We start from the raw sequence: 21445 nt of genomic DNA, 5'->3' as shown, positions 1-21445 counted from the left end.
TGTTCTTCACCCCGGACCACGAAAGGTCCCCCGTGATCTCGAAAAGACGTGCGCTCGTGGCCGGCGCTGCCGCCGCCATGCTCATGCTGAGCGCGTGTAGCAGCGGAAACTCAACCGACTCGGCAAGCGCCGGCGGCCCCTCCGGGGACCCGGTCAGCGGCGGAACCGGCCTGATCATCGAACAGGCCGAACCCCGCAGCCTCGATCCGGCGCTCATCTCCAACTCCTGGGCCAACTCCCCGGTGTTGGGCAACGCGCTGTACGGCACCTTGATGATCGACAATCCGGAAACCGGTGACATCGACTTCAAGCTGGCGCAGGATTTCTCGTCCACCGATGCCGGCAAGACCTTCACGCTCACCCTCCGTGACGGTGTCCAGTTCTCCGACGGCAGCCCGTTCAACGCAGCAGCTGTGAAGTTCGGCTGGGACCACATCAAGGACCGCGCAACCGCCTCACCGGACATCCCCCAGGCATCGTTGATCGACAGCAGCCGCGTCCTCGACGACCGCACCCTCGAGGTAACCCTGGTCGAACCCGTCCCGAACTTCGCCAACGCCATCCTGCAAACGTCGATGAACTGGATTGCCTCCCCGGCGTCGTTGCAGGCCGGCCAGCAGGCCATCGACTCCAATCCGATCGGTGCCGGACCGTTCACGCTGGAGCAGTGGTCACGTCAGGACGTCATCAAGCTCACCCGCAACGACAAGTACTACGATGCGCCGCGCCCGTATCTGGACAAGCTCGAGATCCGTGCGATCGGTGATGCCGATCAGCGATACAACACCCTCGTCAGCGGCGGCGCCGACCTCACCCTCGAAGGCAACTGGTCGAACATCGACAAGGCGAAGAACGCCGGACTGCAGAACGCGGTCGTTCCGACCGGCGGCGGCACCACCTTGGTGCTGAACAGCACGAAGGCACCGTTCGACGACGCGCGGGCCCGAAAGGCGTTCGCGCTCGCACTCGATCTCGACGGCATCAACAACGCGGTCTACGACGGCACCGCCAAGTTGCCGCACACCCTGTTCGACGAGTCCTCGCCGTTCTACCAGGACATCCCGCTCGCCGACGAGGATCGGGCCGAGGCGCAGCGCCTCCTCGACGAGCTGGCAGCAGAGGGCAAGCCGCTGAATTTCACGATGTCGCTGTACCCGTCGGGCAAGGCTTTGGGTGAGGCGATACAGACGCAGCTGAGCACGTTGAACAACATCAAGGTCAACGTGCGCACCATCGATTTCGCCCAGGTGGGGCAGATCCTCGGGCAGATGGACTACGACGTGATCACGAACGCTGTCGTTTTCGGTGATCCGGAACCACGCCTGTGGTTCGGGCTTCACGGTGCCTCCGCAGGAAACTACAGCGGCGTCAAGGACGCGCAGATGGATGCGGCACTGGACGAAGCACGGGTTTCCCAGGACGAAGCGGAACGGACAGCGGCGTATGAGGTGGTCCAACAGCGTCTTGTCGAATTGAATCCCGTCATCTTCTATGTCCGTTCTGCGCCCGGTGTCATCGCCAACGGCAACGTCGGTGGAATTCAGCAGTACGGGATGGGGTCGGTACTTCCCGAGATGCTCTGGATCCAGGCCCATGATTGACCCCCCATTCCTTCGGGTGCGGTTCGACCGCATCGTGCTGGACTGATCTGACCGATACCCCTCCGTGTCAGATTCTTTCACCTCCTCAGCCAATGAAAGGCCCCCCGTGATCTCGAAAAGACGTGCGCTTCTGGCCGGCGCTGCCGCCGCCATGCTCATGCTGAGCGCGTGTAGCAGCGGAAACTCAACCGACTCGGCAAGCGCCGGCGGCCCTTCCGGGGACCCGGTCAGCGGCGGAACCGGCCGGATCATCGAGCAGTGGGAGCCGCGCACCCTCGACCCCGCGCAGATCACGAACTGGTGGGCGAACTCCCCAGTTCTGGGCAATGCCCTATACGGCACCCTGATGACCAACGATCTCGAAACCGGAGAGATCGACTTCAAACTGGCGGAGAGCCTCACGACCGACGACGCGGGCAAGACATTCACCCTCACCCTCCGTGACGGCGTCCAGTTCTCCGACGGCACCCCCTTCAACGCCGCAGCCGTCAAGTTCGGCTGGGAGCACGTCAAGGATCCCGCCACCGCCTCACCGGACATCCCGCAGGCGAAGCTGATCGAGAGCAGCCGCGTCGTCGACGACCGCACCCTCGAGGTGACCCTGGTCGACCCGGTCCCGAACTTCGCCAACGCCATTGTGGAAACGTCGATGAATTGGATTGCCTCCCCGGCCTCGTTGCAGGCCGGCCAGCAGGCCATCGACTCCAATCCGATCGGTGCGGGACCGTACACGCTCGAGCAGTGGTCGCGTCAGGACGTCATCAAGCTGACCCGCAATGACAAGTACTACGATGCGCCGCGCCCGTATCTGGACAAGCTCGAGATCCGTGCGATCGGTGATGCCGATCAGCGGTACAACACCCTCGTCAGCGGTGGGGCCGATCTCGCCCTCGAGGGCATCTGGTCGAACATCGCGAAGGCGAAGGACGCCGGACTGCAGAACGCGGTCGTTCCGCTCGGCGGCGGTACGGATCTGGCCTTGAACACCACCAAGGCGCCGTTCGACGACGTGCGGGCCCGCAAGGCGTTCGCGCTCGCACTCGATCTCGACGGAATCAACAATGCGGTGTTCGAGGGCACGGCGGAGTTGCCGCGCACCCTGTTCGACGAGTCCTCGCCGTTCTACCAGGACATCCCGCTCGCCGACGAGGATCGGGCCGAGGCGCAGCGCCTCCTCGACGAGCTGGCAGCAGAGGGCAAGCCGCTGGAATTCACGATCTCGCTGTACCCGTCGAACAGGGCTCTGGGCGAGGCGATTCAGACTCAGCTGAGCACGTTGAACAACATCAAGGTCAACGTGCGCACCATCGATCTTGCCCAGCTGGGGCAGATCATGGCGCACAAGGACTACGACGCCCTGGTTGCGGGCCTGATGTTCAGTGATCCCGAGCCGCGCCTGTGGTTCGGTCTCCACAGCACCTCTACCGGAAACTACAGCGGCATCGCCGATCCGCAACTGGACGAGGCACTGGACAAGGGTCTGTCCTCCCAAGACGAGTCGGAGCGCAAGGCTGCGTACGAGGTGGTCCAGCAGCGTCTTGCCGAGTTGAACCCGCTCATCTTTTACACCCGTGCTGCACCGGGTGTAATGGCAAACGGCAATGTCGGCGGAATCGTGCAGTACGGAATGGGGTCGGTACTCCCCGAGACGCTCTGGACCCAGAAGTGACGAGGAGACGACAATGAGTGCGCCTCAGCTCTGCCCACCGAAAGGCAGTGAGAAGATGGTTGAAACCCCTGTCCTTCAGGTGCGCAACCTTCATACGTACATCGGTTCGCCGCGCGGCGTCGTACAGGCGGTTGACGGAGTGTCCTTCGACGTGGCGCCGTCCGAGGCGTTCGGAGTCGTGGGCGAGTCCGGCTCGGGAAAGTCGGTGATGGCGCGCGCCATCATGGGATTGATGCCGAGTCAGGCCTCCCTCACCGGCGAGGTGTACTTCCAGGGACGCAACCTCCTGACACTCGGTCAGAAAGACAGGGAGGAGGTTTGGGGGAAACAGATTGCGATGGTGTTTCAGGACCCCGGTCGGTCCCTCAATCCCGTGGTCCGTATCGAACGCCAACTCACCGAGGGAATTCGGCGACATCTCGGTATTTCGCGTTCCGAAGCGCACGGTCGCGCGCTCACCCTCCTCCAAGAAGTGGGAGTTCCCGATCCCGAGCAACGACTGCGCAACTATCCGCACGAACTCTCCGGCGGCATGCGCCAGCGCGTGATGATTGCGATTGCACTTGCATGTGAGCCTGACCTGCTCATCGCTGACGAGCCGACGACCGCACTCGACGTGACGATCCAACGGCAGATCCTGGATCTCTTGAGGAAGGTGCAAACCGAGCGTGGAATGTCGCTGATGCTCATCAGCCACGACCTTGCTGTGGTTGCAGGACGCACCGACCGCGTGGCGGTCATGTATGCAGGCAAACTGGCCGAGGTCGGATCGACGAGGGAGGTGTTCAACGCGCCCCGACATCGGTACACCCATGCACTGCTCGGTGCAACGCCGACGATCGAGCACGAACGCCATGCACCGTTGAACTTGATTGCAGGTTCACTGCCGTCCCCCACCGAGCCACCAGCAGGTTGCCGGTTCGCCCCCCGCTGCGAGGCGGCGGACACGGAATGTACGGAGCTGGGCCCGACAATGACCTCTGTCGGTAGGGACCATCAGTTCGCCTGCATGAATCCAGCATCAACACAATCTCTTTCAGCAGTCGGAGGTACACCCGGTGGCCGGTAGCGGAACCGCGCATCTGCGCGGAGAAGACACTCTTCTCAGCGTTCAGGACCTTGCAGTCGAATACAGAACGAAAGGCGGATCGTTCAAAGCTGTCGCAGGTATCAGCTTCGACGTCAAGAAGGGCGAGACACTCGGCATCGTCGGTGAATCCGGGTGTGGCAAATCCACGACAGGCCGGGCCGTACTTCGCCTCGATCCCATAGCGGGTGGACGAATCCGCTACGACGACAAATGGATCGAAGAGCTCCCCGAGAAGCGTATGCGCGATCTACGCCGAGAGATGCAGATGATCTTCCAGGATCCTGTTGCATCACTCAATCCACGTCGAGCTGTCAAGGACATCGTCACCGAGGGCCTCGCGATAGCGGGTGCCTCCGCCGAGGAGCAGTCCGAGGCATCGCAGACGGTGCTCGAGCAGGTGGGCTTGTCCAGCGAGCGCTTCTCCTCGATGCTGCCACGTCAACTCAGTGGTGGGCAGGCCCAGCGCTTGGCCATCGGCCGGGCCCTCGCGCTCAATCCTCGCCTACTGATTTGCGACGAGCCGGTCTCAGCCCTGGACGTATCGGTGCAAGCTCAGATTCTGAACCTCCTCGAGGATCTCAAGAAGGAGTTCGATCTCACGATCATCTTCATCGCCCACGATCTGGGCGTGGTGCGAACGGTCAGCGACAACGTACTGGTGATGTACCTCGGTAAGGTGTGTGAATTCGGCGACGCCGTCGAGGTCTACGAAAAGCCGGCACACCCCTATACCCGAGCATTGCTCGATTCCGTGCCGTTGACCGATCCCGACAAGGGGTTTGCAGGTCCCGCCCTCCAAGGCGACATCCCGTCTCCCCTGCGCCCGCCGGCCGGTTGCCGATTCAGGTCACGTTGCCCCTCTGCACAAGCAAAGTGCGCAGAGGAGGAGCCCGTGATGAGCGAGATCCGTCCGGGCCAGTACGCGGCCTGCCACTTCCCATCGAGTTAGCACGGCAACGCCACCCAATACGGCATGATCCCTTCACATCACGTCCAGCCAGGAAGCTGCATGGAAGCCGCAGTCCTGGTTGCAGTAACGCTGACGGTTGTTATTCACACGTCAAAACAGTTGACCTACAGCCACTTCGACCCGATACGCGGCGACGTCCCGTCTAGACTATCGCCACCCGCAGGCGTAGTTTAAGCTAGCCATCGCGGTTGGTAACGGAATCAGTACACCACCGAAACTTCGTGTGATATCACGACTTTGAGAAAGTTCTGAGGGAACGAATGATGAAGACCCCCAAGTCCGGCCTGCGCCGTGGCGCCCGTATTGCAGGCCTGGGTGCTGCTGCGGCTGTTGCACTCGGTTTGATGTCTACTGGTGCGGCGGCTGCGGATACCTTTATCCCGCTGCCTGACGGTTCGAAGGTTGGGCCGAATGTGACGTTGACGCGCACTGCGGAGAGCGCTCTGTCCTCGACGTCGTTGGCCGCCAATGGCGCAGGACGTGTGGCCTGGGTGTCGGGAACTGCGACTGCTGATGTCAAGGGCATCGAGGAGGTGACCGACGTTCCGGCCGCCAACAGTACGGCCAAAACCGAGGGAAGCTATAACGGTACGAATGCGTCGACAACGCATGGTGTTTCACGGGTGTCGACCGGGTACATCGTGGGTTGCCAGGTGGACATCACCGGCCTGTCTGCGAATCCGTCGTTCAGTCTGGGTTTGGATTCGTTGTCGACGAGTGCGGGCTTGACGGTTCCGTTGAACTCTGGTGAGGTCAAATACGTGCCGCTCGCGGCCAAGGACATCAAGAAGGACGGCGTGTACACGCTGGAGTACCAGGATGCGGAGCTGCAGGTTCAGAAGTGCGGCGGTTTCGCGCAGGCTCGGTCGTACACCGTCGTAGAGATCGTGGGCAACGACTACTCGAAGACCAGCCTGTACGGTGCGCCGTTCAGCATCGGCTGATTCCGGTCTCTTACGCAGATCTTCCCACCCACTTTCTCGTGTGCGCGAGATATACCCTTAGAGGGGAACAATGATCATCAACCTTAAGAACGGTGTGCGTCTGGCCGCGGTCGGAACCGCTGCTGTCGCGACCATGGGCTTCTTCTCCGTCGGTGCCGCGAGTGCCGACACGTTCATCCCGCTGCCGGGTGGTTCGATAGCAAAGACGCTGACGGACGGCACCGTGGTGACGGTGAACTTGACGGACGAGAGCGCGAACATTTCGGCGTCATTGGGGTCGACTCCATTGCACCGCAACGTCTGGGTAAACGGCAAGGCCGCCGTCACCTTGGACGGTGCCGGAGCTAAGGGTGCCACCATCACCCCGGGGTACATCCTGGCTTGCCAGGTCGACTTCGGCGCCAGCGCCAATGGAAAAGCGGGCTCGACGCCTTCCGTCGCCGACGACGGCACCGTCTCCATTCCGGTCACTGGAACCACCGGTGCCGGAATCACTCTCGGCCCCGGCCAGGCGAAGAACGTCACCCTTCTCGACCTCGAGAAGAAGGATGCTTATGGCGCTGAGGTACACTCGGGCGCCAATTCGTTCAAGGGCAAGTCCGGATCCGTCAGGTGGACCGACTCCGCTCTCGGGGTGAGCGGTTGCGCCGGCTACGCGCAGGCCCGCAGCTACGTCAAGGTTGCCGTCAACACCGACAACGTGACCAGCAGCATCACCCTCTGGGGCCAGCCCTTCAGTATCGGATAAGTCTGCCGATCGAGCTTTGCATTCCACGGATGGCGGACCCAGCCGGTCGACACATAGTTTGTCCCCTCATCAGGAGCTATGTGTCGTCCAACTGGGTTCGCCATCTGAACCCCGGGATGTCAGCGCCTGGGAAGTACGTCGCGAGTCGTGGAAGCGTTCTTCCTACACAGATCAATCCAGGCCCAGTCCAGTGACCCGTTCGCGAACATCACTCCGCGACGGAGTGTGGTCCTCACTCTGCGCGGATCCAGTACCTCGGCGCTCTCAGCCATCCAAGGTTCGAGTGTGCCGTCCTCCGACTGTCGCAGCAGCGTTCCGTACACCATCGACATCCACATGACGTCCAAGTTCATGACAGACCCGCGCCGAACTGCAGACCGGAGAGAGGCATCGGGCCCCGTACTCCAGCACGCCCACAGGGTCGGTCGCTCCCCAGTCCCCGTTGTCACCCATGTCACACGCGGCGAGAGCTGTTCAGAGCGTGTCTCATGTGGATGAAGTGGCGTGAGGGACTTATGTGACGCGTGTTAGATTGGTTGCCACTGCGATTGGTGCCGGATGCTTTGTGGGAGATCGTCGAACCGTTGATTCCGGTGTTCACCGCGATCCCGGCGGTGAAGTCCCCACGTGGGCCGCGCCACCGCAGAACCAGGAAAGCCACGCGCCGACAAGGGTTACGACTACGACAAGCACCGCCGGTGGCTGCGCGAAGAGGGAATTGTCCCACGCATCGCCCGCCGCGGAATCGAGAGCAACGACCGGCTGGGCCGGTACCGGTGGAAGATCGAACGCACCATCGCCTGGCTCACCGGCTACCGACGCCTGACCATCCGCTACGAACGCCGCGCCGAGCACTTCGCCGGATTCCTCCACCTCCCCGCGGCACTCACTTGCTTCAAGAAACTCCCCACATGAGACAACCTCTCATGGGACGTGTCCGAAGGTTCGGTAGTGGCACGATCGGTCTCCCGTTCACACTGTCGGCATCGTGGCCAGCGTGACCAGCACCAGACGTGGTCGTCGGGGGGGCGTGTCGGAGGATGAGGTGCACGAGTAGGCGTCGGATCTCGGGCATCCAGTATCCGATCATGTCTTGTCGGAGTTTCCGATTCCCCCTTTACCGCTTCGATTTTCGTGCCTGGACCGCCAGGCGAGGGCGAGTATCGACGGGGTGGCGTGGGCGTCCCAGGCGCGGTAGGTGCGCACCTGGTACTGATCGAGCCCGGCCTCGTTGTTGCCTGCTGGAAGCCTTCCTCGACCCGCCACACGACCCGGTGCCAGCACGAGTTTGGTCCGAACTCCACATCGTCACCGATCCCCGCGGCGTGGAAGCGGTGCCGGAGTACTGGTGTTGCACCCAGGCTCGAGCGGGTGCGCTTGTTCAGGAAATCGCAACGTTGCTGTGGCGGGCGGACTTGGACGTCGATGGGTCCGGGACTAGTGCTCGAACGGCTCGGTGACCGCAGTGTTGATCGTCGACGACATCCGTCCGGGCTCAACTCGCCGGCGCGTTCGGCCAGGGTCCACCCGTTCTTGCGTTCCAGACCCGCCACCAATCCCGCAACATATCCCGAACCCGGGTCCGCGGCTCCGACCGGACGAACCGACCGGAGATCCACGCATACAACGCTTCCAACTCAGAGGCGACAACATCACACGACCATCCGACAAGTATCGTCCACCTGTCGAGCACAGTGCCAGCAGCATTAACCAGTCCCGAGGCCGAAACTCCCTATATGCGACAACATCGTTGCTGCATATAGGGATTCACTGAACACGATCGAAGATCAGATCATCGACGCGACGCGGACGGCGGCAGCCAGGCCCTCGACCACTTCTTGTCGGCGCAGGCGAGATTGCTTCGGCATGTTCCAGCCGAGGATACCGGTGACAATTCCCTCCTTGCGATACCGTGCGACAAACCGGCGAGCCGACAGATCGCCGTCGACGATGTCCACCTCGGCATCTACGGGGAGTGAGCCGTGTACCTGAATCTTCACGTCGAACTGATCAGACCAGAAGTACGGCACGGGCACGTAGGGTTCGTCTTCCCCGACGATGGAACCGGCTACTGCGAAGCCCTGTTCAGTGGCATTGGTTCGGTTCTCCAGGCGGACAAGTCCACCGAGCCGCTCATGATGCCATCGGGCTACGTCACCGACGGCGTAGATGCCGTCTGCCGCGCGGCAGCGAGAGTCGCACACCACGCCGTTGTCCAGCCGCAAACCGCTGTCGGTCAGCCAGTCCGTCGTCGGGATCGCACCGATCGCCACCACAACCACATCGGCTGGTAGAACCTCGTCCGTCCCCAGTCGGACGCCGGTGACACGTCCGTTGGCTTCCGTCAGTCCGACGACGCTGACGCCCAGGCGTAGTCGGACCCCATGGTCCTGGTGCAATTCCGTAAGCAGTTCCGACACCATCGGACCGACCTGGAGCGCCATCGGCGCCGGCTGCGGCCCGGTCATTACCACGTCGATGCCCAGTGCCCGCGCTGTTGCGGCAATTTCGGACCCGAGAACGCCCTCGCCGACGACAACCAGCCGAGTAGCCGTCAACAGGTCGGAGCGCAAGGCGATTGTATCTTCGAGCGAGCGCAGCACATGTACCCCGCCCAGCCCCTCCGTCCCCGGCAAGGCTCGGGGTCGCACTCCCGTGGCGATGACGATCGCATCCGCCTGCAAATCTCGGTCCGCTGCCGTTCGCACCGTTAGGGTGGCCGTGTCCAGTCCGACCGCCGAATCGCCAAGGATGAAGTCAACACCCAGGGAACTCAAGGCTTCTTCCGTGCGCAACGCTGCGCGGCCGGGTTCCCAAGCCCCGGAGAGGACCTGCTTGGACAGGGGCGGACGATCATAGGGCGCATGCGCCTCGTCCCCCAGGACAGTGATTCTGCCGGTGTAATTCTTGCGCCGCAGCGCTTCCGCGGTAGAGAGGCCTGCCGCTGACCCGCCCACCACCAACACCGAATCCGGAGACGTCATACGAGTGCCGACGCCCGGTGTACTGTCGCCATTCCTCATGCGTGACTCCCAATCAACTCTCTATAGCGTGTATCACCAGATAAATTAGACCAAGCGTTACAAACAATTAAAGCCGAGGCAGCGAAGGCTGTTACAACACCCACGCTCGCTACGAATCCGCGGGCACTGGCCGACGAGCGTTGAACGTCCTACGGCTGGCCGGGATTGAGTCTGACGAACAGCCCTTCCGCCTCTGCGCACACCACGTCTCCGTGGCGCAGTTGGGCACGCAGAACTCGCTTGCGCCCTTCCTCACTGACGAACCATCCGTGCACGGTGAGTTCGGTACCGACCGGGGTAACCGACCGGTAGTCGGTGTGCAGATATGCGGTCCGGGAGTGTCGTCGGCCCGCCGAGTTTGCCAACCGACCCAGGACCTCATCGAAGAACAGCGGGATCGCACCGCCGTGTACCGCCCCGTTGCCGCCGAGAAAATAGCGGCCGAATCGGACCGTGCCCCGAACATTGTCGCGGTCGGCCTCCCTGACGACAAAGGTCGGCGACATCGTCTGGCCCCGCCCCTGCAGATCCCGGAGGTGACCGAACACCTGATCCCGCTCCCGAACGGCCATCGGCGCGAGCCGCTGGCCCCACCGCTCCAGATCGTCGCGCAGTGCGGCCACGGTGTCGGCGTCCGGCCGAGCGGCAGTGACGTAGTCCAAGAAGTCGCGCAATCGCCCGACCATTTCGCCGTACGCGGTGTTGTTCACATCGCCGGGCGCCACCAGCACTGCCCACGAGTCGGGCACCGGCACACTTTCCGGCTCGGGCATGTCGATTCCGAGCCCCGCGCTGTCATCACGAATCGCTGTGCTCATCTCAGCGACATCTCGCGTGTAATCCTGAAGTGCCACCACGTACTCCCTTTCCCAACCCAGGCCGCTCGCCCGTGTGCGGGGAACAGCGTCCCAGCACACGGGCGAGCGGCATTGTGACGACGTTGCCCTCCGGTCGAATCGAGTTCAGGACGAAGACGAACAGACCACGCCGGTCGCCGTCACTCCGCAATGCTGCCCGTGTGAAGCCGCGCGAGACGCAGACCTTCATGCTGGTCAGGCGCCTCGACGTTCCACTCACCGCACGAGCACCAGCACGTGTAGTGATCCCCGTCGGGAATGATTCCCTGACCATCGCAGGATCCACCAGTGTTCGCGATGCTCGCCATGAACTCGAGTGGCTTTTCCTCGAGTGCGCTGTCGTAGTCGGCGTCCATATGTCAGACCTCGCTTTCGGAATCAACCCGGAACACGGGCAACTGCCAACCATCTGAAATGGGATGGAAGTCGACCGTCAGACTCATGCCGATCTGCACCTTCTCGGGTGCGATGTCGACGATGTTCGTGACAAGCCGCGTTCCCGGGGCATCGGGCAGCTCGACGACAGCCGGCACCAGGGTCAGGTTCGGTTGGCCGGGAAACTTGTGCACGACTGCGAAACTGTAGACAGTCGCTCGGCCGCACAGATCCACCCAGTCCATCGACGTCGACTGACACTCCGGGCAAAACGGCGTCGGAGGCAGTCGAAAGGTCCCGCAGTCACTGCACTTGGGCGCCACCAACCGACGCTGCTTCGCAGCCTGCCAGAACGGCTCGGTCGAGGCATCGGTGGCGATTCTGACCCTTTCGGTCGGAAGCACCGAGGCGAGGCGTGATTCGGTCATCGGTCACGCCCCAGGATGAGGCCGCTGATCGGAAGAGCCGCGGGCCCCCCGGTGACCAGCGCGTACTCGGCATCGTCAACCTGATTGATCGCAGTCCCGCGCATTTGCTCGACTCCCTCCAGAATATGGGTCATTCCGATGATGTACGCCTCGGACAGTTGTCCACCATGGGGATTGACGGCCACCGCCCCCTTCTTCTTCTCACGGGAGTAGCGGATTGCACCACTCTCCACGAAGGGGCCACCCTCGCCCTTCTCACAGAAGCCGTAATCCTCGAGCTGCATCACGACCATCGGAGTGAAATGGTCGTAGATCAGAGCAACGTCGATGTCCTGCGCGGTGAGCCCGGCCTGCTTGTACAGACGGTCTGCCACTGACCTGTGGCCGGAGGAAGTGAAGGTGTCCGCAGGCATGCCGTACCACGTGAATCCGCGACCCCAGTCCCGTGATCCGCCGTGAGCGGCCGACACGATCGGGACCGGCTTCTGCTTCATGTCACGCGCGCGTTCTGCCGACGTCGTGACGATCGCGATTGCACCCTCGGTCTCCAGACAGAAGTCGTACACGCAGAGCGGTTCCGCGATCATTCGCCCGTTGAAATACTCCTCGCGGGTGAGCGGCGTCTTCTGAATGGCCTTCGGCCTGTTCAGTGCGTTGTTGCGCGTCGAGATCGCAACCTCGGCGAACGCTTCACGGGTAGTACCGAACTCGTACATGTGACGGCGTGCGAGCACCGACATCAGGTGTCCGGGTCCCGCCAGTCCGGAGGGCTGTACAAAAGAACCAAGCGGGGTGGGCGGTTTGGCCGAGATCACGGTTCCGAGCCGTTGCTGCTGCTGTTGCAGCGCCATGACCGTCACCACGACCGACGCGTCGCCGGCCACGATCGCAGCACGGGCGAGGCCGATAGCTCCGGCCGAGCCGCCGCCGCCACCCGTCAGTGTTGCGGTGAATCGGACCTCGGGGATTCCCAAGGTCTCCATGAAGTCGACCGTCTCCATCTTGTCGCCGTATCCGGCGCCGGCTCCCGAGTAGTACGCGAAGCCGTCGATCTCCTTGACCGAGATTCCGGCATCGTCACAGGCTGCCAGGATGGCTTCGCCGGCAAGCTGAGTGATGCTCTTGCCTGCCGATTCACCCCTGCGGTAGTAGGGCGTCGCTCCGACACCGACGATCGCGACGTCACGGCTTCCCGAATCCTTCAGCATCGACTCACACCCCGCTGGCTGGAGCAGCCGGAACGTGCGGGAACAGCTCGAAGAACGCACCCTGGGTAATCCTCAGGCGAGTCTCGTCGGAGACGCCGTCGAACAACTGCTTGAGGGTGTCCTGGGTATGCCCGAACGTGCCCTCCATGTGGGGGTAGTCGGAGCCGAACATCACATTCTTGTAGCCCATGGCATCGTGAGCCGCGACCGCTGTCTCGTCATGCTGGAACGATGCGTAGACCTGCGCCATCAAGGTTTCTTTCGGATCGCGCTTCAGCTTCGGACGGACCACCATGCTGTGCTGGCGGTACCCCTCGAGCATGCGATCGCCCAGGAACGGAATCCAGGTCGCACCGCCCTCGGAGATCAGCACGCGCAGGTCGGGATGCCGATCCAGGGCACCGGACGCGACCAGTTTCATCGCGGCCCGCTGGCCGGAGAAGGTCGTCTCGGCGTAGTTCATCACGGCACCGCCGGGTCCGCGGTACACCACACCGGCACCGCCGGACGTGACGTCCACCGGATCCGTGCCGATGTGGAAAGCGAGAACCATTCGAGCGCGTTCCGCAGCGTCCCAGAACGGTTCCCATTCAGAACGGTGCCAATCCGGTGCACTCGAGTGCGGCGTGGTCGGCAGGAAGACCGCATGGAAGCCGTTCTCAGCCGCCCATTCGAGTTCGGAAACCGCGTCTTCGACGATCAGTGTCGAAACCTGTGCAGTCACCACGTAGCGATCTGAGACGGACACAAGATCTTCCAACGCCCACTCATTGCTTGCCCGCATGCACGCCTTGAGCAGCTCGGGCGTCCGGAACGTCGAGGACCACATCCCGAGCGACGGGAAGATGACCTCGGCCCACACGCCTTCGTGATCGAGGTCGGTGAGGCGAGCCTTCGCATCCCGGATTCCGACCGCCTTCCGGCTCTCGGCCAGGAAGTCGACGGCCGCCGAAGTCGGCAGCTTCCGACGGAACGTCTGACCGTCCACATGAACAGTCTCGTACTCACCGTCCGGATCCTTCTCGGAAATCGGCGTCAAGTCCGCGAGCGCCTTCGGCAACCGGGCCGTCCACAGATCAGCCGGTTCGAGAAAGTGCGAATCGCCGGAGTTGGTCCAGATCTTCTGCATTGCGCAATCCTCCGAACTTCAGGCCGCTTGCACGCGGCGTTGGGGTCAACCAAGTATCTCACTAAGTTAGCGAAGTGTCCATACTTTCTAAGACTTGTCTATTATCTTTGCAGCGAGGGAGAATCACGTCGACGAACCCTGCACAACCGACCAGCGGAGAGGCCAGTCCATGCCACCCGAGAACGTTTCCACCAGCACCAGGCGCAGGCACACGACAGGTGAAGCAACTCGAGAACTGCTGATGACATCGGCCGAGCGGTTGTTCGCGTCGCACGGCGTGGAGGGAGTCACTTTGCGGGAGATCCAGATTCAAGCTGGTCAGTCGAACTCTTCGGTCATCGCCTACCACTTCGGATCGAAAGCCGGGCTCGTTCGAGCACTGATCGCCTTTCGGTACAAGACCATCGACGCGCGGCGAACCGAATTGCTGGAGGAGGCTCGTGCCGCGAACAACATCAGTGACCCCCGGACCGCGGTGTGGCTCATAGTCCGCCCACTGGTAGAAAGCATCGAGTCCGGCGAGATGTTTGTGCCCTTCCTCGCCAAACTGAACGAGAACCCTCGCTCGCATGGTGAGTACTGGCCCAGGCAGCTCGAGGATACAACTGTCGACGTCCTCAATCAGATACCGCTCGAAGTGGTTGCCGACATGCCTGATCGAGTTCGACGCGGCCGCGAGGTCCAGCTCTACAACAGCGTGCTGCACATGCTCGGCGATCACGCACGTCGACAACATCACATCAGCGAGGCGCGGCTGAGCAACTACGTGGACGGGTGGGTGGGGATGCTGACCGCCCCGGTCTCAGCGACAACTTCCAGTCTCCTGGAGACCGACGCGACCGTCCCACGCACCCACCACCGTTCGATGGAATCACACCGCGACTGACTTGTCCCTGAGCGCCGCGATCTGCGCGGCGCCATAGCCGATCTCGTTCAGCAGGGCATCGGTGTGCTCGCCGAGAGTGCACCCCGCGTCGGCCTTGACGTCGGACCGAGAGAAGCTGTTGAGCGGTGCGAGCCGCCGATGCTCGTCGAACACAGGGCTGACAGCGGTGGCCGTGTATCCGGCATTGTGGAAGTCGTCCGTCTGCATGCACCACTCCGCCGTTTCCTGCGCGACTGCCACACAGCCCACATCCTGCGCCGTCAGAAGTGACTCCCACTGGTCCTTCTTCCGCGTGCCGAAAATACTGCTCAGGGCGGCTACCAACGCTGCGCCGTTCACCCTCCGGGACTCGGGATCTGCGAACCGCTCGTCTTTGATCCCGTCGTACTCGGCGAGTGCGCGGACGAGCGGGGCCCACTCGTCGGGTTCAGGTGCTGCCAGGAAGACCCAGCCGTCAGCGGCCCGGTACATGCGGTAGAGCGGGCCGAGACCACGGAACTCGTCGTCCACACGCGTTACCGCCTGGCGGCCCGCATAGCTGGTGTTCCGCGAGATCAGGATCTGCGTGCAACTCGCCAACATCGTCGTGACGAGGTCGGCCAGCACGATCCCGCGCCGCTTCGCGTAGATGCCCAGCAGCAAGGCGGATCCCGTGCCCAGAGCGGCGACACCATCGGCTTGCACCGCCGGAACCGTTCCCCCGGCGTAGAGACTGCGTGCACCGGTCAGGAGCTCCTCACGATCCTCCGGCCCCTGCCTGACCAACGGCGAATCGGTGACCGACACACCTGACGCCGCACCCATCGATGGCGCGTAAGCCGGCCGGGAAGCGTAGGGCCCGTCGACGCCGTAGCCGACCGCGTTGAGGTACACCAGATCTGGATTGATCTTCCGCAAGGACGCCTCGTCGAAGCCGATCCTCCTGGACGCGCCGGCGCGGAAGCACTGGAGTACCGCATCGCACTGTTTCACAAGGCGATGCAGCACATCTCGGCCCTCTTCGGTACCGAGATCAATGGCGATACTCTCTTTGCCTTGCAGCACCTTCGCACCGCCGGCCTCGGGAAAGGCCATGATTCCTCGGATCAGATCTCCGCCGAGGGGTTCGATCTTGATCACTCGTGCACCGAGGTCCGTGAGCAAGGTTGCACCGTAGGGACCGGCATACATCGCTCCGAGCTCGAGCACCGTCACCCCCTCGAGCGGGTACTTCTTGACACCGTCCGCGTTCCCATCGACCGGAGTCGTCTCGGGACGGGCAGAGCTCGCGAACGCTCGCAACTCATCGGAATGCTCACCGATCCCGGGAGCGGGCCGCACGTCGGTCAGCGGGTTTCCGCCCGAATGCACAAGAGTTGAGGGCTGACGCACAGGCCCCAGGTTGGGATCGTCGACGGTGACAACTCGTCTCTCGTGCACAAGCTGTGGATGATCGAGCGCCTCGTCGGGGCTCCGGAACTGTTCGGCTGCCACATTGGGGTTACGCTCGAACGTACTCTCCCACTCGGCCAGAGTCCGTTCCCCGACCTTCGAAATCATCTTGTTCCACCACTCGAAGCGCAGATCCGCATCGGGAAGCACCGGGAAACCCGCCCATTTGGGATCGGTCAGCTCCTCCGCCATACCCAGCTCTTCCACCCACGCTTGCAGCAGCCGCGGTGCGCTCTGTGAGAACTGCAACCACGTCCCGTCCTTCGTCGTGGCCACGAGTAGTGCAAACATCAAACGGGATTGGGGGCGACCCTGATCGTCGAATGCCGCAACCTGGGATTCGAAAGCGTCCGGGTAGCGGTGAAGAATCATCTCGTAAAACCAGTTGTACGGATCGTAGGCACCGACACCCGTCACCAAATTGGATTCGACCACCTGACCCAGGCCGCTCTGTTCACGCTCGATCAGGGCCGCCAGGATTCCCTGCACGGCGGAATGCGCTGCACCGAACGACGCGTACGGCACCGAAACGTATGTGGGATCGGGCCCCGGCGCGAGTTGCCGCTTGGAGTGGAAGATTCCGCACTTGGCCATGACCAGTGCTTCATAGCTCTTGTAGTTGGACCAGGGTCCCTGGGTTCCCCACCCCGTGATCGTCGCCGCGACCAAGCGCGGGTACCGCGCGGCCAACGCCTCCGCGGTGAATCCGCGGCGCTCCAACTCCGCAGGCCGCATCGTGGTGACGAGGACGTCGGCCCGGCTCAACAGACCGTCCAGCACATCGAGATCCGCGCCGGCGTCCAGGTCGAGACTGATGCTGCGCCGAGACCGGAGCAGGCCCGGCCAACCGGGCTCCTGCCGCATCGGGCTTCCCTCGGGCGCCTCCACCAGAATGACGTCTGCACCGGAGTCCGCCAGAAACTGGGTGGCCTGGGCTCCGGCCAACGTCGTGGAGAGATCGACCACGACCAGGCCGGCAAGGGGTGCAGGTCTGGTGCTGTCAGTTGAGTCGGTCATGATTCACCTTTGTGCTGTTTCGTGATTGGACAGAAGCGACGGCCACCGAGGCTCGTTCAGCCGGCCCGGACCGCCGACAGGGTTCCGCCGTCCACCAGCAGATCCGTGCCGGTGATGAAGGATGCGCGGTCCGACGCGAGGAACTCGATCGCATCGGCGGTTTCGACCATCGTGCCCTCACGCTCGAGTGGCGTGTTCCGGAGCAGATCGAGCTTGAGTTTGCCACTTTGGCCGGAGAATTCCCTGGCGCCCATGGGAGTGGCGATCAGACCCGGTGACATCGACACGATGCGTGCACGCTTGGCGCCCCATGCGGTCGCGCGGCGCCTGCACATGCGGTTGATCGCGAACTTCGACAGCCGGTACGCCTGAACGGGCTGCTTCTCCGGTACCAGGGCTTCCAGTCGGTCGAAGAAGTCCGGAGCCAGCGGATCGTCCAGGACCGAGACGATCTCGTCGGTCGGCGGATCGGATCGATGAGCGGCAAGTGAGGACACGAAGATCGCAGCGGTGCTCTGCGTCGCCAGCTCCAGGCACATGCGTTCGATGTGCGTTGCGCCGATGAGGTTCACCGTCAGCAGCGTGTGCCAATCCCCGACGGACGGCGACAGTGCCGCCACGTGTGCGAGGGTACGCAGTCGTCCCTGCTCCGCAACGAATTTTCCGAGTTCTGTGACAGATTCGGGATCGGTGATGTCACACTGCGTCGCCGTCACGTCGATGCCGTCCTCGCGAAGCACCGCCTCCCGAATCGGATTCTTGTCCGCCGACAGGCTCGCCAGGACGATTCGGTGCGACTGGCCCAGGCGACGCGCAGTCGACATACCCATTCCGCCGCCGCCGATCACCAACGCGATGGGCAGATCGGGACGCTCGCTGACTCCAGTCCCCATGGTTCCTCCATTCACCTTCACTGAACTCGATCAGCGTTCTACCGACCGAGTTTCGAGCTTCACACGACGAACTCGGCCGCCCCTTCGACGACCACCGAACCGTTGCTCTTCCGCAATGCGATCGCCAACTCGACGAGTTCCTCGCCGTCGCGTTCGAAGAGTCGCGCCACGGCGGCGGAGGCGACCAACTCGTCACCGCGGTACACGACGCTGGTGAAACGCGTCCGGAATCGCCGGACCGTGTCCTCCCCGAAGTGCTCCGTGCAATAGCCCGCCAGCCAGCCCGCACCCAACATCCCCACACTGAACGCGGCCGGAAACCCCGCCGATCGGGCAAGTTCGTCGTCGTGGTGCATCGGGTTCATGTCACCGCTGGCACCTTGATAGCGCACGATGTCGGTCATCGTGACCGGACCGAACACTCGATCCGGAAGCTGCTGTCCCAGAGTCAACTCCGTCATGACTTCCCCTTCTGCACGTACGCTGACGTGTACCAGCACTCAGCTCGAACCTTGTCGTCGTCGCCGCAGAACGACACGACGAAGCGAACGATCACCATGGGTCCGTTACGGCCGTGCTTGATCCGAACGTCGTGTAGCCGCTCGGACGTGAACAGGGTGTCCCCCGCCCTCGGAGGCGGCCCGTGGAAGACATACTCCTGCTCCAGCGACAACAGGCTTGTTATGTCGAACGGGACACCCGCCGTCGCACACGCTTCCGCGACCTCTGCGGAGCGCACGGTATTGCCGATCGCTTTCCAGTACACAACGGTTGCCAGAAAGGTCGGCGGTATCACACTCGCCGGGTTGTCCAGGTAGGCCGGCCTACCCGCACCGGTCGCGGTGGCGTACTCCCTGACCTTGCCCCACTCGATGGGAAACTTCACCATGTGCATCTCTCACTCCGCGATTAGTTCTGCAGTGCGCCGGCGGCCTGACTGCGCGGCGTCACCAGGTGGACGCGCTGCACGCCGGCCCTCGCCAATCTCTGCAATTCCGCCCTGACGGCCTCGTTCGACCTCGACAGATCCTGGATTCTGAATTCTCCAGTGCTGCAGTGCTACGCATCTCGCACTATGACATATCCCAACACTTAGTGCAATTAGTTATCTATGTCGTCTACTGATACGTCAGTCGAGGTTGACCCACACCGTCTTCGTCGCAAGGTACTCGTCCATGTGCTCGGTGCCACCCTCTCTGCCGTATCCACTCATCTTGGAGCCACCGAAAGGAACGGCCGGGTCGAGGAGGTGGTAGGTGTTGACCCACACCGAACCCGCTCGAACCCGAGCAGCAAGTCGGTGCGCAGTTCCGACATTCTGGGTGAAGACGCCGCCGGCCAGCCCGTACGGCGTCGCGTTCGCACGTTCGACAGCCTCGTCGAGGGTGTCGAACGGCAGCGCGGAGATGACAGGACCGAAGATCTCCTCCTGCACGATCGACATGGAGTCGTCGGCGTCACCGAAAACAGTGGGAGCGACGAAGTTTCCGGCGGCGAGCGCTCCGGACTCGAGTCGGCTTCCGCCGGCTCGGACGGTGGCGCCCTGCTGCACCCCCGCGTCGAGGAAGCCGACGACCTTGTCGAGCTGGCGCTTGCTCACCAGCGGCCCGATCTCGGTCTCGAGGTCGATGCCCGGTCCGACCCGCAGCTCACTCGCGAAGACCGAGAGGCGCTCGACCAACTCGTCGTGAATGGAACGATCGACAAGCAGTCGTGAGCCGGCGATGCAGATCTGACCAGAGTTGGCGAATGCTGCCATGGCCACGGTTGGCACGGTGATGTCGAGGTCCGCGTCCGCGCATACGATCAGTGGTGACTTGCCTCCGAGCTCGAGCGACACCCGCTTGATGTTGTTCGCGGACGCCCGCACGATACTCTGACCGGTTTGCGTCGATCCGGTGAACGCGATCTTGTCGACCCCGGGGTGCTCGGCGAGGGCGGCACCGGCTTCGACTCCGTTGCCCGTGACGACGTTGACGACGCCCTCGGGAACCCCAGCGCGGTCCATCAGCTCGGCAATCAGCAGCGGGCTCAACGGCGCTTCTTCCGAAGGCTTGAGCACGATGGTGCACCCGGTGGCCAACGCGGGTCCGATCTTCCAGATCGACGCAGCGACCGGTGCGTTCCACGGGATGATGGCGCCGACGACACCGACGGGTTCCTTGCTGGTGTAGCTCAGCAGATCACCCGTTTGCGAGTTCTTGATCGTGCGGCCATCCAAATTCATTGCCATACCGGCGTAGTACCGCAGCATGCCGGTGACGCGAGCCTTCTCGGCACGAGTCCGGATCAGCGGCTTGCCCATGTCGAGGGTGTCGGTCAAGCTGAGTTCGTCCCAGTGTCTGTCGAACAGATCGGCCAGGTCCAGCAACAGACGTTGACGCTGAACAGGTTTGAACCGACTCCAGGGACCGTCGAACGCACGGCGTGCGGCAGCTACGGCGCGGTCCACGTCCTCCGCTCGGCCTCGAGGCACCGATGCGAGAACTTCACCTGTTGCCGGATTGACGGAATCAATTGTTTCCCCGGACATCGCCTCGACCCAGGTGCCGCCGATGTACATCTTGCGGACGTGGCTCTCGGACGGAGTGAGTACGTCTTCGATCTCTGTTGTGGTCGTCATACCAGCGACTCCTTCGCTTCCTTTCGGCGCCGTGCTTTCATGCCCTCTGGACGGGGATTCGGGGAATTCACGACGAGGATGGCGCGTGCTGACGGATCGCCTGATCCAGCAGGGAGGCCGCAGGCCACCCGACATATGCTGCGCACTGCAACGCAGCTTCCTCCAGCTCCTCGCGCGTGAGATCACCGCTTTCCAGAGCCGCGGCAACATGCGCCGCCATCGGTTTCGCAGCCCCCACCGCCGCAATGCACGAGAGCGTGATCAGACGACGTTCGCGGATCGACAATCCGGGGCGCGTCCACACCTGATCGAAGAGGAAATCCTCGCCCGCTTCCATGAGCACGGAGGGCGACACACCGCTCTTGGTGGTAACCATGATCTTCTCGTATGTCGTGCGTCGGTCGCCGGCCTCGCCGAGGTTCCTTACCGGATCGTCCACTGTTCTTCCGTCCGTCGATGCCTGCGCGACCCGGTCGACACCGAGCGTCACACCGAAACAGTAGGCGCAGAGCGCAATCCCACCGTCGTCGATATTCCACTAAATGGAACGGCG

At 62.8% G+C, this 21445-nt stretch carries 19 protein-coding genes and 2 pseudogenes; 8 read left to right on the top strand and 13 right to left on the bottom strand.

Going from position 1 to position 21445, the window contains the following annotated elements; all coding sequences use genetic code 11:
• Positions 1-32 precede the first annotated feature (32 nt).
• The 7 genes and pseudogenes from CJ177_RS12205 to CJ177_RS12170 all read left to right on the top strand — a co-directional run.
• Complete coding sequence (locus tag CJ177_RS12205; protein ID WP_218835103.1) at positions 33-1601, top strand: ABC transporter substrate-binding protein; 1569 nt, start codon at positions 33-35, stop codon at positions 1599-1601.
• A gap of 106 nt (positions 1602-1707) precedes the next feature.
• Positions 1708-3270 (top strand): ABC transporter substrate-binding protein, encoded by a 1563-nt coding sequence (locus CJ177_RS12200; protein WP_257014494.1) that lies wholly within the window; start codon positions 1708-1710, stop codon positions 3268-3270.
• Positions 3271-3283: 13 nt separating this feature from the next.
• Entirely contained in the window at positions 3284-4339 is a 1056-nt protein-coding gene (locus CJ177_RS12195; protein ID WP_257014493.1) for an ABC transporter ATP-binding protein, read from the top strand.
• Positions 4329-5309: an ABC transporter ATP-binding protein gene (locus CJ177_RS12190; protein WP_095867837.1), complete on the top strand. Its 981-nt coding sequence runs from the start codon at positions 4329-4331 to the stop codon at positions 5307-5309. Before CJ177_RS12195 ends, CJ177_RS12190 begins: the two co-directional genes overlap by 11 nt.
• 281 nt (positions 5310-5590) lie before the next feature.
• The gene (locus CJ177_RS12185) at positions 5591-6274 is read left to right on the top strand and encodes an MspA family porin (RefSeq protein ID WP_095867836.1); all 684 of its coding nucleotides are present in this window, start codon (positions 5591-5593) and stop codon (positions 6272-6274) included.
• Between the two features lie 70 nt (positions 6275-6344).
• Complete coding sequence (locus CJ177_RS12180) at positions 6345-7022, top strand: MspA family porin (RefSeq protein WP_061045536.1); 678 nt, start codon at positions 6345-6347, stop codon at positions 7020-7022.
• A 584-nt stretch (positions 7023-7606) separates the two neighbouring features.
• A pseudogene (locus CJ177_RS12170) lies at positions 7607-7937 on the top strand (transposase); the annotation flags it as partial.
• A 176-nt stretch (positions 7938-8113) separates the two neighbouring features.
• On the opposite strand, the pseudogene CJ177_RS49375 reads toward CJ177_RS12170, so the two are convergent.
• The 7 genes and pseudogenes from CJ177_RS49375 to CJ177_RS12130 form a co-directional block, all read right to left on the bottom strand.
• A pseudogene (locus tag CJ177_RS49375) lies at positions 8114-8697 on the bottom strand (hypothetical protein); the annotation flags it as partial.
• Between the two features lie 112 nt (positions 8698-8809).
• Complete coding sequence (locus CJ177_RS12155) at positions 8810-10045, bottom strand: NAD(P)/FAD-dependent oxidoreductase (protein ID WP_231913753.1); 1236 nt, start codon at positions 10043-10045, stop codon at positions 8810-8812.
• 149 nt (positions 10046-10194) lie between these two features.
• A complete protein-coding gene (locus tag CJ177_RS12150; protein ID WP_257014492.1) occupies positions 10195-10863 on the bottom strand; it encodes a PaaI family thioesterase in 669 nt (222 codons plus the stop codon).
• Between the two features lie 179 nt (positions 10864-11042).
• Complete coding sequence (locus tag CJ177_RS12145) at positions 11043-11258, bottom strand: hypothetical protein (protein ID WP_061045539.1); 216 nt, start codon at positions 11256-11258, stop codon at positions 11043-11045.
• A gap of 3 nt (positions 11259-11261) precedes the next feature.
• Positions 11262-11705: a Zn-ribbon domain-containing OB-fold protein gene (locus CJ177_RS12140; protein WP_061045540.1), complete on the bottom strand. Its 444-nt coding sequence runs from the start codon at positions 11703-11705 to the stop codon at positions 11262-11264.
• Complete coding sequence (locus CJ177_RS12135; protein ID WP_061045541.1) at positions 11702-12913, bottom strand: thiolase; 1212 nt, start codon at positions 12911-12913, stop codon at positions 11702-11704. Before CJ177_RS12135 ends, CJ177_RS12140 begins: the two co-directional genes overlap by 4 nt.
• A gap of 4 nt (positions 12914-12917) precedes the next feature.
• Positions 12918-14042: an amidohydrolase family protein gene (locus CJ177_RS12130; RefSeq protein WP_095867835.1), complete on the bottom strand. Its 1125-nt coding sequence runs from the start codon at positions 14040-14042 to the stop codon at positions 12918-12920.
• Positions 14043-14283: 241 nt separating this feature from the next.
• Between CJ177_RS12130 and CJ177_RS12125 the strand changes: the two genes are divergently transcribed.
• A complete protein-coding gene (locus CJ177_RS12125) occupies positions 14284-14928 on the top strand; it encodes a TetR/AcrR family transcriptional regulator (RefSeq protein WP_231913751.1) in 645 nt (214 codons plus the stop codon).
• Here CJ177_RS12125 and CJ177_RS12120 read toward each other — a convergent pair.
• The 6 genes from CJ177_RS12120 to CJ177_RS12095 form a co-directional block, all read right to left on the bottom strand.
• Positions 14914-17376 carry a CaiB/BaiF CoA-transferase family protein gene (locus tag CJ177_RS12120; protein WP_095867834.1) on the bottom strand — a complete coding sequence of 821 codons (2463 nt, stop codon included), beginning with the start codon at positions 17374-17376 and terminating at the stop codon, positions 14914-14916. The two genes, CJ177_RS12125 and CJ177_RS12120, sit on opposite strands and share 15 nt — an antisense overlap.
• 56 nt (positions 17377-17432) lie before the next feature.
• Positions 17433-18269: an SDR family oxidoreductase gene (locus CJ177_RS12115; protein ID WP_095867833.1), complete on the bottom strand. Its 837-nt coding sequence runs from the start codon at positions 18267-18269 to the stop codon at positions 17433-17435.
• 59 nt (positions 18270-18328) lie between these two features.
• Entirely contained in the window at positions 18329-18730 is a 402-nt protein-coding gene (locus CJ177_RS12110; protein WP_095867832.1) for a MaoC/PaaZ C-terminal domain-containing protein, read from the bottom strand.
• A complete protein-coding gene (locus CJ177_RS12105; protein ID WP_095867831.1) occupies positions 18727-19164 on the bottom strand; it encodes a MaoC family dehydratase N-terminal domain-containing protein in 438 nt (145 codons plus the stop codon). The genes CJ177_RS12110 and CJ177_RS12105 overlap by 4 nt, the downstream gene beginning before the upstream one ends.
• Before the next feature lie 234 nt (positions 19165-19398).
• Positions 19399-20892, bottom strand: coding sequence for an aldehyde dehydrogenase (locus CJ177_RS12100; protein WP_061045548.1), 1494 nt, complete (start codon positions 20890-20892; stop codon positions 19399-19401).
• A 67-nt stretch (positions 20893-20959) separates the two neighbouring features.
• Positions 20960-21331, bottom strand: a complete 372-nt coding sequence (locus CJ177_RS12095) for a carboxymuconolactone decarboxylase family protein (RefSeq protein WP_156682149.1) — start codon at positions 21329-21331, stop codon at positions 20960-20962.
• Between the last annotated feature and the right edge of the window lie 114 nt (positions 21332-21445).

The organism is Rhodococcus sp. ACPA1 (assembly GCF_002300195.1).
In the GTDB taxonomy this organism is placed as follows: Bacteria; Actinomycetota; Actinomycetes; order Mycobacteriales; family Mycobacteriaceae; genus Rhodococcus_F; species Rhodococcus_F opacus.
Note: the sequence above shows the minus strand (reverse complement) of the source record. Positions and strands in the feature narration are given on the sequence as shown.